20 protein-coding genes are annotated in these 19,604 nt (G+C 58.0%); 2 read left to right on the forward strand and 18 right to left on the reverse strand.

The window, feature by feature from the left end; genetic code table 11:
- Positions 1 to 762 precede the first annotated feature (762 nt).
- From M7439_RS03615 to M7439_RS03625, 3 genes are read right to left on the reverse strand one after another with little or no spacing between them, the layout of a single operon-like run.
- Positions 763 to 1,551, reverse strand: coding sequence for a diguanylate cyclase (locus M7439_RS03615; RefSeq protein WP_298346996.1), 789 nt, complete (start codon positions 1,549 to 1,551; stop codon positions 763 to 765).
- Positions 1,552 to 1,593: 42 nt separating this feature from the next.
- A complete protein-coding gene (locus M7439_RS03620) occupies positions 1,594 to 3,579 on the reverse strand; it encodes a protein meaA (RefSeq protein WP_298346998.1) in 1,986 nt (661 codons plus the stop codon).
- Between the two features lie 11 nt (positions 3,580 to 3,590).
- Positions 3,591 to 4,451 carry a 3-hydroxyacyl-CoA dehydrogenase family protein gene (locus M7439_RS03625; RefSeq protein ID WP_298347000.1) on the reverse strand — a complete coding sequence of 287 codons (861 nt, stop codon included), beginning with the start codon at positions 4,449 to 4,451 and terminating at the stop codon, positions 3,591 to 3,593.
- A gap of 79 nt (positions 4,452 to 4,530) precedes the next feature.
- Here M7439_RS03625 and M7439_RS03630 point away from each other — a divergent pair, with 79 nt between their 5' ends.
- Positions 4,531 to 5,238, forward strand: coding sequence for a Type 1 glutamine amidotransferase-like domain-containing protein (locus M7439_RS03630; protein WP_298347003.1), 708 nt, complete (start codon positions 4,531 to 4,533; stop codon positions 5,236 to 5,238).
- On the opposite strand, the gene M7439_RS03635 is transcribed toward M7439_RS03630, so the two are convergent.
- The 10 genes from M7439_RS03635 to M7439_RS03675 form a co-directional block, all read right to left on the reverse strand.
- Positions 5,209 to 7,242, reverse strand: coding sequence for a glycosyltransferase family 2 protein (locus M7439_RS03635; RefSeq protein WP_298347006.1), 2,034 nt, complete (start codon positions 7,240 to 7,242; stop codon positions 5,209 to 5,211). The two genes, M7439_RS03630 and M7439_RS03635, sit on opposite strands and share 30 nt — an antisense overlap.
- A 126-nt stretch (positions 7,243 to 7,368) precedes the next feature.
- Positions 7,369 to 7,899, reverse strand: a complete 531-nt coding sequence (locus M7439_RS03640) for a hypothetical protein (RefSeq protein WP_298347009.1) — start codon at positions 7,897 to 7,899, stop codon at positions 7,369 to 7,371.
- Entirely contained in the window at positions 7,896 to 8,354 is a 459-nt protein-coding gene (locus tag M7439_RS03645) for a chemotaxis protein CheX (RefSeq protein WP_298347011.1), read from the reverse strand. The genes M7439_RS03640 and M7439_RS03645 overlap by 4 nt, the downstream gene beginning before the upstream one ends.
- 8 nt (positions 8,355 to 8,362) lie before the next feature.
- Complete coding sequence (locus M7439_RS03650; protein ID WP_298347014.1) at positions 8,363 to 8,716, reverse strand: response regulator; 354 nt, start codon at positions 8,714 to 8,716, stop codon at positions 8,363 to 8,365.
- Positions 8,717 to 8,785: 69 nt separating this feature from the next.
- Positions 8,786 to 9,541, reverse strand: a complete 756-nt coding sequence (locus M7439_RS03655) for a GntR family transcriptional regulator (protein ID WP_298347016.1) — start codon at positions 9,539 to 9,541, stop codon at positions 8,786 to 8,788.
- 92 nt (positions 9,542 to 9,633) lie between these two features.
- Positions 9,634 to 10,038, reverse strand: coding sequence for an RNA-guided endonuclease InsQ/TnpB family protein (locus M7439_RS13015; RefSeq protein ID WP_374045745.1), 405 nt, complete (start codon positions 10,036 to 10,038; stop codon positions 9,634 to 9,636).
- Positions 10,039 to 10,047: 9 nt separating this feature from the next.
- Positions 10,048 to 10,863 (reverse strand): protein-glutamate O-methyltransferase CheR, encoded by an 816-nt coding sequence (locus M7439_RS03660; protein ID WP_298347019.1) that lies wholly within the window; start codon positions 10,861 to 10,863, stop codon positions 10,048 to 10,050.
- A complete protein-coding gene (gene cheB / locus M7439_RS03665) occupies positions 10,863 to 11,912 on the reverse strand; it encodes a chemotaxis-specific protein-glutamate methyltransferase CheB (RefSeq protein ID WP_298347021.1) in 1,050 nt (349 codons plus the stop codon). Before cheB ends, M7439_RS03660 begins: the two co-directional genes overlap by 1 nt.
- Positions 11,912 to 12,349, reverse strand: coding sequence for a chemotaxis protein CheW (locus tag M7439_RS03670; RefSeq protein ID WP_298347023.1), 438 nt, complete (start codon positions 12,347 to 12,349; stop codon positions 11,912 to 11,914). Before M7439_RS03670 ends, cheB begins: the two co-directional genes overlap by 1 nt.
- The gene (locus M7439_RS03675; protein ID WP_298347025.1) at positions 12,342 to 14,498 is read right to left on the reverse strand and encodes a chemotaxis protein CheA; all 2,157 of its coding nucleotides are present in this window, start codon (positions 14,496 to 14,498) and stop codon (positions 12,342 to 12,344) included. Before M7439_RS03675 ends, M7439_RS03670 begins: the two co-directional genes overlap by 8 nt.
- Positions 14,499 to 14,772: 274 nt before the next feature.
- On the opposite strand from M7439_RS03675, the gene csrA reads away from it, so the two are divergent.
- Complete coding sequence (gene csrA / locus M7439_RS03680; protein ID WP_298347026.1) at positions 14,773 to 14,991, forward strand: carbon storage regulator CsrA; 219 nt, start codon at positions 14,773 to 14,775, stop codon at positions 14,989 to 14,991.
- Positions 14,992 to 15,042: 51 nt separating this feature from the next.
- Here the strand turns inward: csrA and M7439_RS03685 are convergent, their stop codons facing one another.
- From M7439_RS03685 to M7439_RS03705, 5 genes are all read right to left on the reverse strand, one after another.
- Complete coding sequence (locus M7439_RS03685) at positions 15,043 to 15,516, reverse strand: flagellar assembly protein FliW (RefSeq protein ID WP_298347028.1); 474 nt, start codon at positions 15,514 to 15,516, stop codon at positions 15,043 to 15,045.
- Positions 15,517 to 15,638: 122 nt separating this feature from the next.
- Positions 15,639 to 16,541 carry a hypothetical protein gene (locus M7439_RS03690; RefSeq protein WP_298347029.1) on the reverse strand — a complete coding sequence of 301 codons (903 nt, stop codon included), beginning with the start codon at positions 16,539 to 16,541 and terminating at the stop codon, positions 15,639 to 15,641.
- A 21-nt stretch (positions 16,542 to 16,562) separates the two neighbouring features.
- Positions 16,563 to 17,960 (reverse strand): flagellar hook-associated protein FlgK, encoded by a 1,398-nt coding sequence (gene flgK / locus M7439_RS03695; RefSeq protein ID WP_298347031.1) that lies wholly within the window; start codon positions 17,958 to 17,960, stop codon positions 16,563 to 16,565.
- Positions 17,957 to 18,325, reverse strand: coding sequence for a hypothetical protein (locus tag M7439_RS03700; RefSeq protein ID WP_298347033.1), 369 nt, complete (start codon positions 18,323 to 18,325; stop codon positions 17,957 to 17,959). The genes flgK and M7439_RS03700 overlap by 4 nt, the downstream gene beginning before the upstream one ends.
- Before the next feature lie 30 nt (positions 18,326 to 18,355).
- Complete coding sequence (locus M7439_RS03705; RefSeq protein WP_298347034.1) at positions 18,356 to 19,603, reverse strand: type IV secretory system conjugative DNA transfer family protein; 1,248 nt, start codon at positions 19,601 to 19,603, stop codon at positions 18,356 to 18,358.
- Position 19,604: the final 1 nt, after the last annotated feature.

Here is a 19,604-nt window from a genome sequence, read left to right on the forward strand (position 1 = left end):
AGACCCCAGGAGCGGTATAGGTAGGCACGGTTGTACTCCTCTCATTGGCACACGGTTCTCATTGGCACACGGTTCTCATTGGCACACGGTTCTCATTGGACGGTTCTCAATCTCAGCGAGATCGCTCGGGGTGTCGTTCTAGGGGAATCGGCTGACCGGCCCCCATAGTTCTGATCGCCGTGCATGCTGTCTCGTTATTGTTTAGTCTCGTTATTGTTTAGTCTCGTTGTTGCTTTGTCTCGTAGCTATTGTGTTGTGAATCTGTTTGGTCTCGTTCAGTCTTGGTGCTGCTGTCTTGGTCTCATTGTTCTCAGGGGTACCGCCTAGGCGATACCGGTTATCTGGTACCTCACAGGAAGAGTGACCGTCTCCAGGTACGGAAGCATTGCCCACTCTTCGTTCGGCGAGAACTTCGTCAAGAGCCCAATGCACTGAGTGGAAAGCGAGACCCCCCACGCGAGACCCATACACAAACCCCCGGCCGCTACATGAGTGTAGCCGAGGAATGGGGAGGTGTCAAGTGTCTTTAGGGTGTACTTTGCAGCATGGAAAAACTCGTAGCGGTGAACGATTCCTTGTGTCTGGAGGGTCTATTTGGACGAGTCAGACACGTCTCGCCAGCGCTCAAGCGATATACCAAGCATCCTCGACGGGCGGTCAAAATACACTGGACCACGACGAGCCAACCCTTCACAACCTGAGTCCGAAGGCGACCGGGTAGGTGCACTCGTCACAATGGGGGAGGGACCGCTACCTACTTATTCAAAGCGGTCGCTGTGGCGCGACGATTACGCGACCCAGGCCCGGTAGTTCAAGGTTATCCGCAGCCTGCTTCAAGGCACTCTTGGCAGTGATGAGGATCTCGGCTGGCTCGATCCCATGACTCGGGTAGCTTGCAACTCCGGCACAGACCTTCGCGATCGGAGAAGCTCCCTCGCGGGCGTGAGCGATTTGAATCCGTTCTGCGACCCAGGCGGCGCCATCCTCATCGGTGTCATCCAGGAGAAGGGCAAAACTGCGGCTACCCACGCGACAGGCTACATCGGCGGTCCGAATGGTCGCCGCGACCACCTCCGAGAAGGCGAGGATACCAGCATCGGTAGCCTCCTCCGTGACGTCAGGCTGCATGACCAACTGCAAGAGCACAATACTGAGCGGCCAGAGACGTCGACGAGCGGTCGCTACTTTGGTGCTGAGGAGACCGGAGAAGAAGATCTCGTTCATGAGGCCAGTGAGTGGATCGGTTATCGGGTCAGTCGTGCCCATCGCCGGACTCGCCGCCGTTGCCTCTACGTCCGGTGCCTGACCCGTAGCTGCGTGATCGCCTGCCATTACAAGCTCGGGCTGCGAGACCACCTCTAGGCTCGTCTCTTCGGAACCTTCAACAGGGGTGTCACGCAGGGATCTGGATCCCAGCCCGATGATCACCGCAACGAAAGCGATACCAGCACCGATCACACCATCCTCAGCGCGACCAAAGCGCATACCGACGGCACTCACCGCCACGCCTCCCAAACCCAGGATGATTGCCAAAAACCCACGCAGTCTCATGCGAGATGCTTCGGCGTAAAACGACACAAGCTGTACAAACTTTCAGGAATGAATCGCTTCCCGTCGCGTCGCCACGATGTCGACCAACTTGGCCATGATCTGGGTGATCTGATAGTGCTTTGGGGTGAAGACTTGGCGGACTCCAAGCGCCATCAGTTGACCGATGTCGTCGTCAGGAATAATGCCACCCACAATCACGGGCACACTTACCCCACGCGATCTCAACTCCGCAAAGAGTGCGCCGACGAGTTCAAGATGCGAACCCGACAGGATCGAAAGGCCGATAAGGTCCACGTCCTCATCACGAGCGACACTCGCAATCTCGGCAGGGGTCTGGCGAATCCCCTGATAGATCACCTCAAATCCTGCATCGCGTGCCGCAACCGCAATCTGTTCAGCTCCGTTGGAGTGCCCGTCAAGCCCGGGCTTTGCCACCAGGAGTCGCGCGGGGCCTCCAGGTAGATGCCGCAAGCGATCGACCAGCGCATCCATCTGGCCTCTGCGCACCCCAGCACCGCCTTGAATCCCAGTGGGTGCCCGAAACTCTCCGAAGGCCTCGCGCATGGTATCGGCCCAATCCTGAGTAGTGCCACCGGCTTTGGCAAGGGCTAACGTCGCCTCAATCAAGTTCTCGTCCGTTCTCGCCACCCTCAAGAGATGATCCCTTGCAGCCTGCACGGAGCGCTCGTCTCGGAGGCGTTTGAAGGCCACAAACTCCTCGATGAGCCGCGCGACCTCCGCCCCATCGGCGCTCAAATGCATCCTCGTGTCGACACCAGCGAGAATCGACTCCTGCGCCCCCTCAGCCCTGTCCTGGTAGAGATTGACGCCAACAACTCGCTGGGCGCCGGTCTCGATCGCAAGAGCGCGTTCGGTCTGCGCGCGAACTAGTGCCGCCTTCATCTCATCGATCTGGACAAAGACACCGCCGCCATCGATAATGCGATTGAGTTCATCGCGAGCAGCCTCGACGATCTCGGCGGTCAACCCCTCCATCACCTTCGACCCCTCAAAGATGTCTGGATACTCGAGCAGGTCAGTCTCGTAGGCAAGGATCTGTTGCGCTCGCAGCGACCACTGCTGATCGACCGGCCGTGGAAGGCCAATCGCCTCATTCCACGCCGGGAGCTGGAGTGCCCTGGCTCGTGCATCCCGCGAAAGCGTGACCCCTAACGCCTCCAACATGATGCGGTAGACGTTGTTCTCGGGTTGGGACTCCGTGAGTCCAAGTGAGTTCACCTGCACGCCATAACGAAATCGGCGAAGCTTTGGATCCTCTACTCCATAGCGGGTACGGGTGAGCTCGTCCCAAAGAGCGACAAAGGCTCGCATCTTCGCGATCTCCTCGATCAGCCGAATCCCCGAGTTCACAAAGAACGACATCCTGCCCACCACTTTGGCGATACCATCCGCACCCAGACGACCCCGATCACGAACGGCATCGAGAATGCCAACAGCGGTCGCGAGCGCATATGCCACCTCTTGGACCGGAGTCGCCCCCGCCTCCTGCAGGTGATAACTGCAGATATTGATCGGGTTCCACCTGGGGACATGGGCTACAGAGAACTCAATAAGGTCTACCGTCAGCCTCTTGGAGGCCTCCGGTGTAAAGATAAACGTACCGCGCGAGAGGTACTCTTTGATGATGTCGTTCTGGGTGGTGCCAGAGAGCAGGTGGTAGGGAATGTCATGCTCATCCGCAAGGGCAAGATAGAGGCTAAAGAGCCACATCGCCGTTGCGTTGATGGTCATCGACGTATTCATCTTGTCAAGCTCGATGCCGTCAAAGAGCTGGCGGAGATGGGCGAGATGGGCGATGGGCACCCCCACCTTGCCTACCTCACCCGCACTACGAGGATCATCAGGGTCAAGTCCCAGCTGAGTTGGAAGATCGAAGGCCACCGACAGGCCAGTCTGTCCGTTAGCAAGATTCGCACGAAAGAGTCGATTCGAGGCAGCAGCCGAGGAGTGCCCCGCATAGGTACGCATCACCCACGGTGCATCAGGTCGCTGCAGGTGTGGCTCCATCGGTAATCCCCTCAGGCCTTCGATTGATAGTCGTAGAAGCCTCGACCGGTCTTACGGCCCAAGTGACCGGCCTCTCGCATCCTACGCAGAGTGGGTGCCGCCAACATCGCCGGATCCCCAGTCTCTTCGTACAGCCGTTCAAGGATCGCGACCGCCACATCAAGCCCAACGAGGTCGAGCAAGGCGAGCGGCCCCATCGGATAGTTACATCCCAGCATCATCGCACGGTCGATATCCTCTTTTGCTGCGACCCCTCGCTCGAGCAGTCGCACTGCGGTGTTCAAGTACGGAAACAGGAGCGCATTGACGACAAAGCCAGCCTCATCGTTGACGATCACTGGCTCCTTGCCAAGCGTCTGCACAAAGTGTCGCCCCGCCTCAAGAACTTCGGGTGCGACCACGAGTGATCGAACGACCTCCACGAGGCGGAGACTGCCGACTGGATTAAAGAAGTGGAGACCGAGGACACGTTCGGGCCGCGTTGTCGTAGCAGCCAAGGCCATGATTGGGAGCGTCGAGGTATTGGAAGCGATCATCGACCCCTCGATGAGCACACGATCTAACTGCGCAAAAAGATGCTTCTTCACCTCAATATCCTCGACCACCGATTCGATCACGAGATGCCGATCGTAGAGATCGTCAATCTCGGTCGTGTAGCGAACCATGGACATCGCCACCTCGTAACGCTCATCGTCGATCTCGCTGCGCGCTATTCGTCGTCGCAGATGTCGTTCAAGTGCCACCTTGACCGAATGCGATGCCGCCTCAGACCGCGTGCGGACCACTACGTCATAGTCAGCCAGAATGCATGCCTCGACAATCCCGGAGGCCATCGTCCCTCCACCAACCACGCCAATCCGTGAAAGCTGCACACACCCAGCGTACCGGTTTTGCTCCGCATCGATGACGGCGACCAAGCAGGCTTCGGACAGTTACTAGGCTTGGCTCACGATGAAGACTCCACTCTATGGCACCATTGCGCTCGTCGGCGGGGACGAGTTCGGGCCGCTCTGCACCTTTGATGAGGAGATCCTTACGCAAACCGGAGCTCAGCGTGTCAGCATCCTCCCCACGGCGGCGGCCTACGAGCGGCCAGACCGAGCCGTTGCGAACGGCACCCGCTACCTCGAAAACCTCGGCGTCGAGGTCGACGTGATCGAGATCTACAACCGCTCCGATGCCGAGGACGAAGAACTCGTGGCCCAGATCGGTCGTGCTGAGGTGCTGTACTGTATCGGCGGTTCGCCACTCCACCTTCGATCGGTGCTCGTCGGAACTCCGGCCCTGGAGGCACTTGGGAATGCATGGTCACGCGGAACCACGCTGATCGCATCATCAGCCTCAGCGATGGTGCTCGGCGATCCGATGATCGACCCACGCGGTGGGGCGCTCACCATTGGTCTCGGCTTGATCCCGCATCTTGCGATCCTGCCACATGCCGATCAGCGGTCACTCTCGATTCGCGATCGCACGATCCATCTCGTTCATGCTCCCACCCTCATGGTCGAGATCGATGCCCAAACAGCGCTGATCTACCACCGAACAGGCGGCATCCAAGTGCGAGGACCTGGCAGCGCTACCGCGTATCAGGACGGCCGGCAAACGGAACTCTCGCTCGTGAAAGATCTGCTAGACCAGCGTACGCTCCAGGTCAGCTAGTTCGTCGAGGACCACGCCCATCCCCTTTAGCCCAAGCGCGACCGCCTCCTTGGCCGCAGCCAAGCGAACCTCCAGCGTGACTTCGGCGTTGGTCGCCAGCCAAACCAAGGGTGCTTGCTGACCTAGCCCGTGTTCGATCAACACCTGCGACCAATGGGAGGCACGCTCAAGTTCTAGGTGTCGACCGACCAAGGAGGCTGCCGCGAGAAGTGTGCGATCATCTGGACGTAATGCGATCAACTCGATGAGCAGACGATCGGCTAGTCGCGGATCCACTTGAAGGAGCTGGGCCGCCACTAACTGCTCTTTGTCATCAGGAAGCGCCGCCAAAAGCTCAGCAACATCAACGTGGCCGCGTTCCATAAAACCCGCTAGTTCTACAAGATGGACATCCATGACACCTTGGGCAAGGCCAGCGATGATCACACGTGCAGCCTCGGCATCCCGACCAAGTGCACTTAGCGTGCGGGCCTTCAACCCCAACAGCGTGGTCGGGTTGACCGTGAGTCCGTCGCGGTCAACGACAAAGCCGCCGATAGCATCGATCCACTCCAGGGTCTTCTCAAAATTTCCCTGCGCATACGCAAGGTGTGCACGATCATGAAATCCAAAGTATTCGTGAAAACCCTGCTCGTCGAGTTGCTCAATCGCCCACTGGGCTTGTTCGAATCGGCCGAGCGTCCGATACCAGGATGAGAGCGCCAACATGCCAACCCGCTCCATGGAGGGTACCCCCGAACCGAGGACCCGTTCTTCGACCAACGTCACCGCCTCCTCAAGGCGCCCACTCATCGTCATCGATCTCGCCTCATGGAGCGCAGCCTCGGCCTCGGAGGCGGCCGATCCATTGGTTTCGGAGATGCGAAGGTTCCGTTCGGCTTTGGACTTGCGCGTCATCTCCGTGTCGAGATAACCGATATGGCGGAGATGGATATCTGGCTGAAGGACCGAATAGGCACTACGAAGGTCATCTCGGTACCAGACCGTCTCGTGAATCGCACCACGCCAATGACAGTCCTTACGACGGAAGAGTCGATTAGCGAAGTGATTGGTAAGCGAGAGTCCTCCACCCGTTTCGTTCTCTATCCGCACCGAGTACGACTCATACGGGGCAAATGGATCCTCGAGCCGGAGCCGAAGCGCCGAACGGTCACCGACAACACGCTCATCCGCGTCGATCCAAAGAATCCATGCACCAGTCGCATACTTGAGGGTTTGATTTCGGGCCCAGGCAAAATCCTCGCGCCAGCTCCCCTCGATGACGTGGGCACCATGCTCCTTGGCGATGGCTACGGTAGCATCCGTGGACCCAGTATCGAAGACGATCACCTCATCGGCAAGACCTCGAGCGGACAGAAGGGCCTCGGCCAAGCAGCTCTCTTCATCCTTGACGATCATACAAAGGGAGAGGAGCGGTGTACTCACCGGGGCTCCGGGGATGAGTTTGGACTTGACCTCAGAGGAGAAGGCGATCGAACCCTGGGCAAGCACAAGCGAACGGTCTCGGTAGAGTGAGGAAAACAGTGCAAAGCTCGTCGTTGGCCCAGCCGCAAGACTCTCGTGCACCCAGGCACCTGGTGCGCAGGCGACAAGATCACTACCAAAGGCAATGGGTTGCATCGTCCCCGCAAAGGTCCGACGCATATGGGATGCGTACTGGGTCTGTTGCACAAGGTTGACGATGAGTTGGCCCTCCTCAAGAACCTGACGCTGGGGACCATCGACGTTCGGAGAACCTGGGACGATGACCGCCTCAGGATAGTCTTCCGAAGCGACGAGAAGCTCATCAAGCCAGCCTGGTGTGAGTGAAGCAGCCGAAGACACCACCAACACTCGATGCGCTTGCGCAAGACGGTCAAGATCGCGAGGGGCAAGGTGGCGTCCCTCCACCAAAAGAATGACGGGAAAGCTAGCCGGTACAATCGTCGATAGATAGCGTCGTGCGTTGCGGAGGGAACGCTCATCGGCGAGCAATACCAGCACCACCACTCGTGTCTTGGTCACTTTTCATCCTTTCTCGTCAATCCATCCCCCAGAGATTTGCATCCGCACAGGTCCGACCGACCGCCAAGTTCTCTGATGATCGATCCGTACCACCTCTGCGAGCATCGCCACTCACGGCGGAGTCACTTATGGTGGTGTCTCAGTGAGTAGCTTGGACAACAATCGGATGGAGATGACACCCACCGGTCGTCGATCACGCCAAGAGATAGTCGCATCGATTCCTTGCAGATGAGGGTGACCTAAAAACGCCATTGCCTCGGCGGCTAACGCTGACACCTCGACCAACTGCGTGAGACGCGCTCGGGGTGCGTGCGGGCGCTGTTCGTTAAAGAGCAGGCCAAAGATATTCAGGATCTCGTGGACATTGGCCATCATGGTGTCGGTGAGTGTCCCCGCAGCCCTCGCCTCATCTATCATGCCCTTGGGAATCATCGAGAGGCCAGCACCAAAGGTAAGCGCGAAAGAGAAATCTACTGCAATGATCGATCGAAGCACATCATCTTGATCGTGGTAGAGACCCGCAAGGTAGAACGTCGGCAGCAGACTCCGTTGGGGATAGCGGTCAGCGCGAACTCCGGCATTCATGAGGTTCGAGAGCACCGACTCCATCTCGTCAAGGCTCGGCAGTAAGAGACGCGAGGATATCTCGGCGATCATCCTTCATCGCCACTGTCGCTAATCGAGACGAGATGCATCTCGCCCAACTCGGTGGAGAGACGAAACACCTCGCTGGTGGTCCCCGTCGGCACCCGCAGGCGTCCAAAGAGGAACATTGGGAGGCCAGAACGCAGGCTAGGATCGGCCTCGATCACCAATCGCTTTGCTACCCCGCCGATGACATTCACTACCTCGGCCACTGCGTCAGTGATCTCAACGTCACTCAACTCCTCATGACGTCCTATCATGTTGGCCGTCAGAAGCTCTAAGGTCACAAACTCAGCGACAAGACCTAACTGCAACGACAGTCTCTCGCCCACGAGGCCCACCCAGGCGCCCGGAAGGTTGGCCGGAATGCCCTGTGTCTGCAGTTGGGGTGTGGCAACGAGCGGGGGTAAGATCCCACCCTCAAGTGCTCGCACACCATCGAGCAGCGCACTGGACCACTGGGTCATCTGCATCGTCACTGCACCCCCACTGCATCAAGTGCATCTCGGAAGTTGCCAGGCGTAAAGGGCTTTGAGATAAGAAATGACGCCCCGGACTCTCGAGCGAGTCGCACCATATCCGGGGTTCCCTCCGAGGTCACAAAGCCAAAAGGTATCCCCTCGTCTTGAGCTCGGAGTTCACGCAGGAACTCGAGCCCATTCATCTCAGGCATATTCCAATCAGAGAGCACCAGATCGACCTCGTTTTCTCGTAATCGCTGGAGTGCCTCTAGACCATCTTGTGCCTCGATAAACTCTGCGTCATCAAAGCCAGCCTGTCGTAGCTGGCGAATCACGATCATGCGCATCGCACGCGAATCGTCAACCACCAAGATCCTCATTCCACTACCTCCACGATCGGCCCCCATTCGGCCATATCGGCAGCTACGCAAGGAGCCTTAAGGTTCTTGGCGCGTTTCGCGCAGCCGGCGCAAACTCATGCGCGACTTGGGGCGAGGCACCACCAGGTGGCCAGAGGTCGTCGCGTTCTCCGCCTCCCGACCCTGCACCATGAGCTGGCTCAAGCGCTCAACGATGCGCATCCGGTGGCTCCTCGATAGGAGTGAAGCCGCCTGACTGTCCCCGAGCTCCATCGAGAGGATCAGGAGGCGATGCTCGTTGATATGGTGGTCCTGTTCAGCTGCCGTTGGCGGTAGCATCAGTCGGGCGCGGTGCAGTTGATCGACCAAGAGCGAGTAGACCCCACCGCTCAACGGATATTGGGCCGCCTCACCGAGGAGCACCCGGTGGAATTGATCATCGAGAAGGATAAACTCATCCGGTTCGCCGCGGTCGACTAATGATGAAACCAGCTGTTCGTTAAGTTCCCTCAAGACCGAAAACACAACAGCGTTCGGCGCCTTGGCCAGCCGGGTGGCCGCCGCTGCCTCAAGGCTGGCGATCATCTCAGATATCTCAGGCAACTCCCCAAAGTCGATCAGGCGCACCCGATAACCTTTACGCGGTACCGACTCGAGCCATCCCTCAACCTCAAGTCGCGCCAACGCCTCTCGCACCGGGGTCCTTGAGGCCCCGACAAGATCGGCGATATCGCGGTCCAGCAGAAAGCTCCCCGGCTCGATCGCCAGCGAGACGATCGCCGAGCGGATACTGAGATAGGCGCTGTGTGACAACGGCACGGTATTCGACTTCACCACGACTGCTAACTCATACCTCCCACCAACAGTATGACTAAGTTTGTCGAAAATTACCAATGGTAGCCCAAGAGTTCTCCGTTCCGTAAATCTTACGCAAAGCTACTCACGTAGTTTCGCAGTTCACTTACTGCTTCATCGAAGCTAGTTGCACCGTCTAGCAAACCAAGGTTTGGTGTCAGGCCAGAGCTCTCTTCTCCACAGGCGTTACTGATGGCGGAGCTCGCCGTGGGGCAACGTAGGGTTGCCAGTCCTACTCTCTCAATGTTGATCGCAGCGTTGGTGTCTCGGTCATGGGTTGTTCCACAACCGTCGCACGTCCATTCACGGACGCTCAACGGCATGGACGCAGCTACTTGTCCGCACGCAGAACAGGTCTTCGAGCTCGGATACCAGCGGTCAATGACCACGAGCTGACTACCGAACTTGCCGCACTTGTATGAGAGCTGGCGCCTAAACTTGAAAAACTCGTTACAAGAGGGCCAACACGGAGCAATAGAGCACCATTAGCCACGAAAGCGCACAACGTGCGGCTCACTCGCTGTCACCTTTTCAAAGCGCCCGTCAGGGTCAGGTAACGACTCAGCTGCCGCCATCACGAGGACGCTCCCAGGGGCAAGATGGGCGATGAGTTGGGCCGCGATATCGGCCTTCACGGTGGGTGAAAAGTAAATGAGGATGTTACGCAGAAAGATGATATCAAAGGTTCCGAGCATCTGCCAGGGTCGAGCCAGGTTCATCTGGCGAGCACTGACCAACGCTGCAACCTCTGGTCGGACTTTGTAACCGTTACGCTCAGGAATAAGAAAGCGTCGTGCAAGCGAATGAGGAAGTCCACGTTCGATCTCAAGTTGCGAGTACCAACCCACGCGAGTCCGCTGCACCATTCGCATCGAGACATCGGTAGCGAGAATATTCGCCGTTCTCGCCAGTGCCGGAAATCGGTCGATCAGGAGCATCGCGATCGAATATGCCTCCTGGCCTGAGGCGGCCGCACCCGACCAGATGCGAAGCGCCCGGCCCTGACGTTCCTCAAAGAGATGGCCGATGACCCGCGTCCGCAGGAGATCGAAGGTTCCGGGCTCGCGAAAGAAGGACGTCTCATTCGTCACCATCGCGTCGATCACCGCCTGAACCAGGGTCGATTCGCGTTCCCGGATGAGCGAGTTGATGAGACCATCGAGATTGTCAAAGCCAAACCTCACGAGCAACGGGCTGAGCCGGTGTTCCACGAGATAACCACGCGCCTCCCCAAGTTGGAGTGCAATCTCTGCCTGGAGAAAGTCCGCCAGTCGGTCATAGGTCGCAAGAGCGATGGGCACTAAGTTGCCTCCACTCTCGTTGGTCGCCCTGCTGCCAGGGTTCGCAACCGGGCACCAATGCTCGAGGGTGAGCCGACAGCGCGCGCAAGTCCTTGGCTCACCACCGCACCCGGCATCCCCCACACAGCGGAGCTCGCCTGATCCTGGGCAAAGACGAGACCTCCATGGGCGACGATGGCACTCGCTCCGGTAACGCCATCGGTGCCCATACCGCTTAACACCACACCAATCGTTCGACGGCTGCGTACCGCAGCGGAGCCGAAGAGCACATCGGCCGATGGTTTACAGGAGTTCACCGGTGCCGCATCTGAATAGGCGAGCACCAACCGTCCATCCCGCCGCTGTAGCTCCAGATGGACACGACTTGGGGCGAAGCGAATAGTCCCAGCCCGTAGTATCTCGCCATCATTGGCGATCGCAACATCGGTACCAAGCAGTTCGCCGAGCTGATCGACCAGAAGCCTCAAAAAATGAGGAGCGATATGTTGAACCACGACAATCGGCAGATCAACACGACCCAATGCAGCGAGAAAGGCACCCAGAGCCGCTGGTCCTCCCGTTGAGGCCGCCACCACGATCAGCTCCGGGGATGGTGACCCCGGGCGTTGCGGTGATGGCGTCACGGTCACCCTGGGTGCACGCTCGGCGCCAGCAGGACTTGGTCGTACCAGTGCCCGGATGCGCGCAAGTAACGTCTGGCGAATCTCATCCTCAACCTGAAAAGAGATCGGTTTTGGTACATAGTCGCTCGCGCCAGCCAACATGGAGGCGACGGTCATCCGACTTCCTGAGTCCGTCAGTGCCGAGAACATGATGATCGGCACATGTGGGTCGGTAGCGCGAATCTGGCCGAGGGTCGCCACACCATCGAGCCTAGGCATCTCGATATCGAGAACCACCACATCGGGGCGCAGCCTCTCAAAGAGCTCCAACGCCTGTAGCCCATCCTCGGCCTGCCCAACGAGCTCGAGATCGTCTTCTGCCGCGATCCATGCTGCAACCCGGGTGCGGATCACCCTCGAATCATCGGCGATCAGGATCCTCACCACTACGTCGGGACTCCTGCCTGCGCGATGCGCTCTGCGTCGAGGACGAGGGTGATGACGTCTCCCTGTCGGATCACCGCCGTGGTCAACCTGCGAAAAGGCACGGGTATCGTCTCTGGAGTCCCCAAGAGGTCCCCACTCGCTGCCCGTAGAACGTCTCCTATCGCATCGACAAGAAGAGCGAACAGCTGATTGGCTCGTTCAAGTACCAGCACCATAGGCTCACTGCTCGACGGTGCTCCAAGACCGAGCAGTGAGGCACGCAGATCCAGAACGGTCAGAATCTGTCCGCGCAGATTGAGAAGGCCAGCGACGGTCGACGGGGCGATGGGGACAGGGGTAAGGTGCTGCGGGGCAAGGACCTCGGTGATGTGGTCCATCGGCACCGCACAACGGTACTCGCCGATCAGAAAACTACAGAACTGCTCAGACTCACCCATGAACAGCTCCGGACCTGGTCGCCACCAGCAACTCGGCGAGCGAGACGACTCGAACGATCTTGTCACCGATGATCGTTGAACCAGTGGCCCGGGCTCCTAGCGTGGTGATGTCAACGATTTCGCGGATCGCTATGACCCGGTCTGCCGCCCCAAAGCTAGGAATGAGTACCCGTACTGGTCCTACCGCCGGGAGGTCATTGACCTCTCCAAGCAACGATCCGATCGTGAGAATCTCCGCCACCGACTCCCGATACTGAATGACCGGCACCACGCCTAGGTGTTCAATGGTGCTCGCATCGACCTCCTCGATACGCTCAATCTCAAAGATCGGCACCGCCACGAGACCAACTGATCCCCCATCGATGAGCAACACGATCTCTTCCTCGGCGACCTCCTCCTTGGTCTCCTCACGCTCGGGCATCGAGATCTCATCGAGGACGAGCGCAGCGCGCGATGCAATGCCGGCCACGTCGAGGATCATGGCGACCTCGCCATCGCCAAGAATGGTCGCGCCTGCGTAGAGACCGATCGCCCCAATGAAGCTATCGAGTGGCTTGACAACGATCTCCTGGGTGTCCACTACCCGATCAACAATCAAGCCAAACTGTCGTCCACCGAGCTGCACTACGACGATGGTAAGCAATTGGAGCTGCGAGAGCACCCTGGTCGCTCTCAACGCCAGCAATGCACCAAGATCAACCACGGGTACCAGCTGAGAGTCGCGTCGCAGAAAAAGGCTCTCACCGATAAAAGCGAGTTCGTCTGCCATCGATTCGCGCTCGAGCCGGAGCAGTTCGACGACATTGAGCTGTGGCAGGGCAAAACGTTGGCCGGCGACCAGCAACATCAGTGAAGGGATGATCGCCAGTGTCAAAGGAATGCGCAAGACGACGGTGGTGCCCGCACCCTTCTGGGAGTTGATCTCAATCGTGCCGCTCACCTGCTCGATATTGGTACGTACGACGTCCATCCCAACACCGCGGCCCGAGACGCTCGTCACCTCCTCAGAGGTGGAAAAACCCGGCAGAAAGATAAGATCCGAACGCTCGCGGGCTGACATGGAGCCAAGCGACTCGGCGGTGACAAGCCCAAGGCGCAGCGCCCGATCGGCGATGACGGAGGGATCGATTCCTGCGCCATCATCGGCGATTGTGATCATCACCGATCCACCTTCATGTCGGGCAAGGATCTCGATGTGGCCCACTGGTTCCTTGCCTGCCTTCTGGCGATCCTCGGCAGACTCGATCCCGTGGTCGACGGCATTGCGGAGCAAGTGGACCAACGGGTCCCGGAGCGCCTCAAGAATGCCACGATCGAGTTCGGTGTCACCCCCAGCGGTTCCAAGCACGACCTGCTTACCAAGGGACCGAGCCAGATCGCGCACCAGACGTGGAAGTTTGGCAAAGAGCGACTCTAGCGGTTGCATCCGGGTCTGCATGACCCGTTCTTGGAGTTCCGTCGTGATGAGGTTTAGACGTTGTGCCAGGGCACCGAGGCTTGGGTCCTGGATCACCCCATCGATTTGCAGGGTTCGGTTGCGCACAAGTACGAGCTCCCCAACAAGATTGACCAGTTGATCCAGCAGTTCGACGTCGACGCGGATGGCCTGATCTAACAGGTTCACATGCGCTGGCAATGGTTCCTTCTCGGGAGGCGTCGCCTCTCCTGTCGCGGTAAAGACCACAATATTGGGGGCAAGCCGTACCTCTGCTACCGGGGAGTGTCGGGGGGTTAATGGGACGCCATCACCTGCCTCCAGCGCTTGACGCATGACCAGCAACGCGTCACAGAGGTCGGTCTCAACATTGTCACCGTCATCGCCCTGGGCCTCAATGATGGCAAAGTAACGACGAAGTCCATCGAGAAGATCGAGCAACAGCTGGATGATGGCATCATTCATAGGGTGGCCGGCATCACGCAGAACGCCAAGAAGACTCTCACCCTCGTGTGCAAGTTGCGCAAGATGATCAAAAGCGAAGAAGCCACAGGCTCCCTTGATCGAATGAAGCGTCCGAAAGGTCGCCGCGACTACTTCAGTATGATCAGCGCGTAGATCCAGCCCAACAAGGTCCTGCTCCGTACGGTCGAGGTTTTCGTAGGACTCGATCAGAAACTCGCGAAGTTCATCGCCTAGGTCATCGCGAGCCATCAGATCATCCTTTCTTCTCGCTCTACCTTCGGCGCACAACTGGCGCTGCTTGATAGCAACGTTCGTTGGAGCGGTTGAGAGTTCACCCAGGAAGTCCCCACTGAGAGGATTTGCACGACCACTCAATCGGTTCAACATTTGCTAAGTCTTTTTGACTAGTTCTTAATGGTAACGTTCAGCACCGTGATAAGATGGCGATAGCAGTGACGGAGTTGGGCATCTTTCCCCCAGAGGGCAGGTCCCAGGCAAACGCCTTCGGGCGCAAGGAGGCGCAGTGCTGGTATTGACCAGAAAGGCCAGTCAGAGTATCGTGATCGGAAACGACATCGTCATCACGATCCTGGATGTCCATCGCGACCAGGTGCGTGTCGGCATCGAGGCGCCTCGTGATGTTGATGTCCACCGCCAAGAGATATTCGATGCGCTTCAGGCATCAAATCGTGATGCAGCCCAGTCAGCTGAGAAGATTCAACCCTCCCAAGAGAAGGAGTAGCCGACCTACTCTAGGTCGACTTTCTCAACAGAACTGATCTGCGCAGCAGTGTCATTCATGAGGGTCATTCCCGTTGACGATCCGTGATCGGTCTCGCAAAGGTACCTCCACCGCTTCGTGCATGCTATACGCCTGGTTGTTCTGGAGAATCTGCGCACTACGCCAGTTCGTCACGTTGATGACTAAGGGTGCCTGGGTATTCACCGTTGGGAGCCCACCTTCGGCATCAAGAGTCGCGATCAACATGACAAGTACCTCGCCGGCGTCCTTGATCCCCAGCAGCGACTGATGAAAGTCATCAATATCGACGGCCATCTCGATCCCCAACTCACTCGGTTGTGCGATCACGAAACTTGGTCCGTCCTCCTGCGTTGAGCGCAGGCCAAGATACGGGCCATACTCTGGTCCGAGAGCGCCCAGCACAAAGCTATGGTGCCCTTCAAAGCCAGGTAGTCCTATTGGAAAACTCAGCGGCAAACTCAGCACCCGCTCAGTACGGGTTGTCTCTTCGGTGACTTGACTCATTGATCCTCCTCGATGTTGGGACTGATTGTTTGGTGAAAAACTGCTCTACTAGCGGGCAACCAAATCCTGGTGTCAGGATCTGGACGGGTAAACATTGGCGGATGGTGCTGCACTAGAGATCACTAGAGATAATGGGCAAGGGTTGGCTGGTTCAACTGCGAGGTCGCATAGAGGGCGACCTGGTAGTTATTGAGTTCCTGCTGGTACTGGGTCGTCAACTTTGCTGTGTCGATATTCTGAATCGCACCGACTTCGTTCGTCGCCTGGGTGACGGCACCAGTGACCTGTTGGCTCATCACCTGGAACTGGTCGTAGTTCACACCAGCTTGGGCTGCCTTATTCTCCAGATTGGTAAGCTGGCCCTGAACACCACCGAGATCGCTGCCGGCTGCCGCTGAGATGTTTCCACTGTTAAGATCACTGATTGCCTGGTTGATCGCCGCGAAGATGCCACCGCCCGACGCAGCAGCGCCAAACGGGTCCGTCAGGCTGGTTGGAAGCGCCACACCTGGAGCTGCGGCCACCTGTGGCGCTGTTGAATTCCCTTGATAGGTCACAGTGGTTCCTACCCCTCCCGGTTGCGAGTAGGCTGTCGTGCCACCCGAGGTTCCGGCGAAGATCGCCTGACCGAGATACGTTGTGTTGGCTACACCGAGTAAGGACTGTTCGAGCCCACTGATCTGACTAGCCAACCCCTGCGCGTTTGCAGTTGTGACTCCAGGACCACCCGCCTGCACCAACACACTCGAGATCTGTTGAACGATACTCACGGCTTGGGTCATAGATGCATTGGCCAACGAGGCGACCGTCTGTCCCTCCTTGATATTGGTCTGGTACTGGTTGTAGGCCGAGAGCGATGCGTTCACGTTGATCAGGTTGGCTACACCCGTTGGGCTATCAGAGGGCTGCGAGATATTCTGGCCAGTGGTGAGGGTCTGTTCCAGTGAACTGAGCTGGGTCTGATACTGATCAAGCGAGGTCGTCATCAGCGCGCTAAGGCTCATCTGCGTTGGGATCATCGACATCGTTATGTTCTCCTTCCTTGGCTAAACATCTTGTATGAGTGATTGCAGGGTCGCAGCTACCGTTGAGATCACCTTGGCCGCTGCCTGGTACTGCTGTTGGTAGTTGACGAGGTTGACGAGTTGGGAGTTGACCGACACCCCAGAGACCGATTGTTCCGCACTGTAGGCTTGGTTATAGACGTTGGTCGCATTGGTCGCGTTCGCGGTAGCGTTTTGGACGTCCAGCCCCGCCTGTGCAACCGACGTTGCCCACTCTCCAGTAGGACCAGTTGTGGCGGTCTGAAGATTGGCGATCTGCTGAAACGTGGTACCATCACCTGCCAGTGAGCTCGTGCCAGAGGCTAGGTAGCTCGACGCAAACTGAGGATTAACCATAAAGGTCGATGCATTGACCTGAGCTGAGGTAGTCGGAGTCGTTGGTGCCGAGAAAGAGGCCCCTTGACCGTATCCAAAGAGCGGTGTCGTGAGACCAGTAGTTGAGGATCCTCCGTTGCTGGTGGAGTTATTGACCCTCACTACCAGGCTGCTTGCTAATTGGTTCAAGGAATTCATGTACTTTGGTAGATTGGAATTAAGGGCAGCAAGCGTTGCACCAAGTGTGCCACTACTGACCGGCACCGACGTGCCAGAGGAGGCCAAGGTGACGGTTGCATCACCAGTAGTAGATCCAGTTGCGAGACCCGAGCCTGGCGTAAAAGTGATTTGAGATGCCTGTCCACCCTGCACCAACGCCACTCCACCGATAAGAAGAGTGGTCTGGCCTGCATGCCCAGGGATCGAGGTGACGCCAAGCTCACTGGCAAGTTTGTCGATCACCTGGTTTTGTTGATCAACAAGAGTGTTAGAGGCACCGGGTGTCAGCGAGGTACTAGCGAGTTGGGTGTTGATGGAGGCAACCTGCTGGAGCTGGGAGTTGATCGTGCCAACTAACGTCGTTGCCGCAGTTGAAGCCTGATTGTAGGTAGCGGTGAGATTTGCCGCTGCCTGGTGGATGGCGGTGGCCACGTTCTGTGCAGAAGCTTGCAGCTGCAGATAGGCGGCAGGCTGCGACGGTGTATCAGCAACATTGGAGAAATCATTGAACATCGTATTCATCTGTTCAGCGATCCCGTTCGAACTCGGCTCGTTGAAGGAGGCTTGGGCGCTCGTCAACAGTGACTGCATCTGATTCGCATAACTCTGGGAACCATTAGCCGAGAGCTCGAGTTGCCGGTTGAAGCTATTGGAGGATTGGAGGATACCGGTGACCGTTACGCCGTTACCAATGGGATCCCCAGGGGTCTGCTGGTTCGCAAACGATGCTGTTTCTTTGAGATAGCCAGGGGTGTTGGCGTTGGAGATATTCTCACTGACGGTGTCGAGGCCGGTCTGTGCGGCATCGAGGCCAGAGAGCGCAATGGAGAGCGAACCGCCACTCATGCGCGGTGACTCATCGACTCAGGCTTTAAGAGCTCGATGTCTCCGTCGCCACGGTAAAGACCGATGTCAAGTCCCAAGTCACGCATTAGGTTGGCTACGACCATCGAACGCCAGAAACACCCGACCATCACGACATTCGCTTTGGTTGCCAACTGTTGGTACCGACTCCTAAAGGCGCCAGGTTCCAGCTCTCCTGATTGCACCTCTTCCACCAGGCAGCCAATCAGCTCATTGAGGCTCACTGCTCGCAGGGCGAGCTCCTCATCGGCGTTCTGGGTCATCAAGTCGCTCATCGCGCTCAACTCATGATCGAGCTGCGCAAGAAGCTCTTCGATACGGTTCACATTCACTACGTGATCATCCATGGTGGGACCATCGGCACTGATACTCACAACCTAAGTTCTCGTTTTCGAGCGTGTGAAGAGCCGTGTCATCCGGTGTGACCCCTCCATGAGGATCGGGTAACGAGACGCCAACGCTGCCGGGGACAAATCGCGCAGATAGCTGCGCGTAATGGGATCCGAGGTCGAGCTCATAAAGAGCTTGCTCGCATGGTTGTTGATGATCGAGTTCGCCGAGCGTCCATAACGGTGTTCAAGCTGGGCAAGGTCCTGCACGATCGAGATCAAGCGCACTCCTTGCCCAATACCGATTGCCGCCAGGCGATCTAAGTTCGGAATCGGTGCGAGGTTGGCGAGTTCGTCCAAGCACAACAGCATCGGCTGTGCGTGTCCTCCCTCAAGCGCTGTCACGACGATACGCGAGAGCATCAATGCAAAGAGCAGAGAATGGAACTCCTGTTCTCCCGCACTGGCCACTAGGAACATTGAGCTGGGCACTCCATCGAAGAGATCGAGGACCCGAAAGCCAGGTAAGGTTGTGTCCTCACGGGCCAGCGGTCCAAGCAGTCCTCGTGCGGTGAGGAGGACCGAGTCACGTTGGCGATCCTCCAAGGCACACGTCGCCAACACCTGCTCAGCCAATCCACGCTCCCCTTGGGCACAGAGACTCCGATAGAGCTCCCCTGGATCGTCAAGCCAACCGAGCATTGGCGCTCCGGTGTCATGTGAGGCGCGCAGCACACCAGCCACCACGGGCTCTGCCAGCTGATACCAAAAGTGTGTATCCCCGCTTGTCAAGGCGTACGAGGGTTGAGCGAGCACGAGCGCATGCGCCATCGAAGCGGCTTCACGCCTACCGGGTGTCTCACCGACCAGATCCCAACGATGGGTCGCACGCTCGGGATCACCGATAATGATCAGCCGTCCCTTCGCTGCTCGACTGGCGAGTACGCCCGGGGTAAGCAGATCCGCCTTCACCGACGTCGCGACCAGTGATCCGGGAAATGACAAGAGATTGGGGACCACGACGCCAGTCGTCTTCCCGCTCCTCGTTGGACCGACCACGAGCAAGGAGTGGTCGTCGACGATCGAAACCCGCCGATGCCGAGAGAGCTGGATCCGAAGGCGATTCGCCGGTATCCCAACAGGACTGCCGACGCGTAGCCTAAGGCCGGATTCTGGCCGTTGTAGCCGCCGATACCCACCACGCAGCTGACCCGATGAGGGTGGGGTCCGCTCTCCCCGCTGAGAACCAAAGAGCCAAAGCGCGATGGCCACCGCAAGCACAAGGACCGTCTTCACG

Source organism: Ferrimicrobium sp., from assembly GCF_027319265.1.
Lineage (GTDB): Bacteria > Actinomycetota > Acidimicrobiia > Acidimicrobiales > Acidimicrobiaceae > Ferrimicrobium.

Bases quoted from the DNA above. Each gene is read 5' to 3' on its own strand.
- M7439_RS03670 (WP_298347023.1), bottom strand. From the start codon at position 12,349: ATGGGTGAGTCTGAGCAGTTCTGTAGTTTTCTGATCGGCGAGTACCGT.
- M7439_RS03620 (WP_298346998.1), bottom strand. From the start codon at position 3,579: ATGGAGCCACACCTGCAGCGACCTGATGCACCGTGGGTGATGCGTACC.
- M7439_RS03615 (WP_298346996.1), bottom strand. From the start codon at position 1,551: ATGAGACTGCGTGGGTTTTTGGCAATCATCCTGGGTTTGGGAGGCGTG.
- M7439_RS03685 (WP_298347028.1), bottom strand. From the start codon at position 15,516: ATGAGTCAAGTCACCGAAGAGACAACCCGTACTGAGCGGGTGCTGAGT.
- M7439_RS03630 (WP_298347003.1), top strand. From the start codon at position 4,531: ATGAAGACTCCACTCTATGGCACCATTGCGCTCGTCGGCGGGGACGAG.
- flgK (WP_298347031.1), bottom strand. From the start codon at position 17,960: ATGAGTGGCGGTTCGCTCTCCATTGCGCTCTCTGGCCTCGATGCCGCA.
- M7439_RS03700 (WP_298347033.1), bottom strand. From the start codon at position 18,325: ATGGATGATCACGTAGTGAATGTGAACCGTATCGAAGAGCTTCTTGCG.
- M7439_RS03690 (WP_298347029.1), bottom strand. From the start codon at position 16,541: ATGTCGATGATCCCAACGCAGATGAGCCTTAGCGCGCTGATGACGACC.
- M7439_RS03645 (WP_298347011.1), bottom strand. From the start codon at position 8,354: ATGACCCAGTGGTCCAGTGCGCTGCTCGATGGTGTGCGAGCACTTGAG.
- M7439_RS03640 (WP_298347009.1), bottom strand. From the start codon at position 7,899: ATGATCGCCGAGATATCCTCGCGTCTCTTACTGCCGAGCCTTGACGAG.
- M7439_RS03675 (WP_298347025.1), bottom strand. From the start codon at position 14,498: ATGGCTCGCGATGACCTAGGCGATGAACTTCGCGAGTTTCTGATCGAG.